Raw genomic sequence first — 274 nt, forward strand, 5'->3', positions numbered from 1 at the left:
GATACAACCGGACTTTCAACATGAACATCACTCTCGTTTGGGCCGCCATCGTCGCGTTTGGTCTGGGCATGTACGTCGTGCTTGACGGATTCGATCTCGGCATCGGCATCCTTTTCCCGTTTTTCGATCACGACGATGCGCGCAGCTGCATGATGAGTTCCGTCGCCCCTGTCTGGGACGGCAACGAAACCTGGATGGTGCTGGGCGCCGCGTCGCTCTACGCGGTGTTCCCGACGGTCTATTCCGTCGTGCTGTCAGCGCTGTACCTGCCGCT

1 protein-coding gene is annotated in these 274 nt (G+C 59.1%); it reads left to right on the forward strand.

Annotated elements, in window-relative coordinates:
* Nucleotides 1-20: 20 nt before the first annotated feature.
* Nucleotides 21-274 (forward strand): cytochrome d ubiquinol oxidase subunit II (locus tag SB751_RS30335; protein WP_410749064.1); only part of this gene is annotated, 254 nt, incomplete at its 3' end.

Source organism: Cupriavidus sp. SIMBA_020, from assembly GCF_046535395.1.
GTDB classification, from domain to species: Bacteria; Pseudomonadota; Gammaproteobacteria; order Burkholderiales; family Burkholderiaceae; genus Cupriavidus; species Cupriavidus campinensis.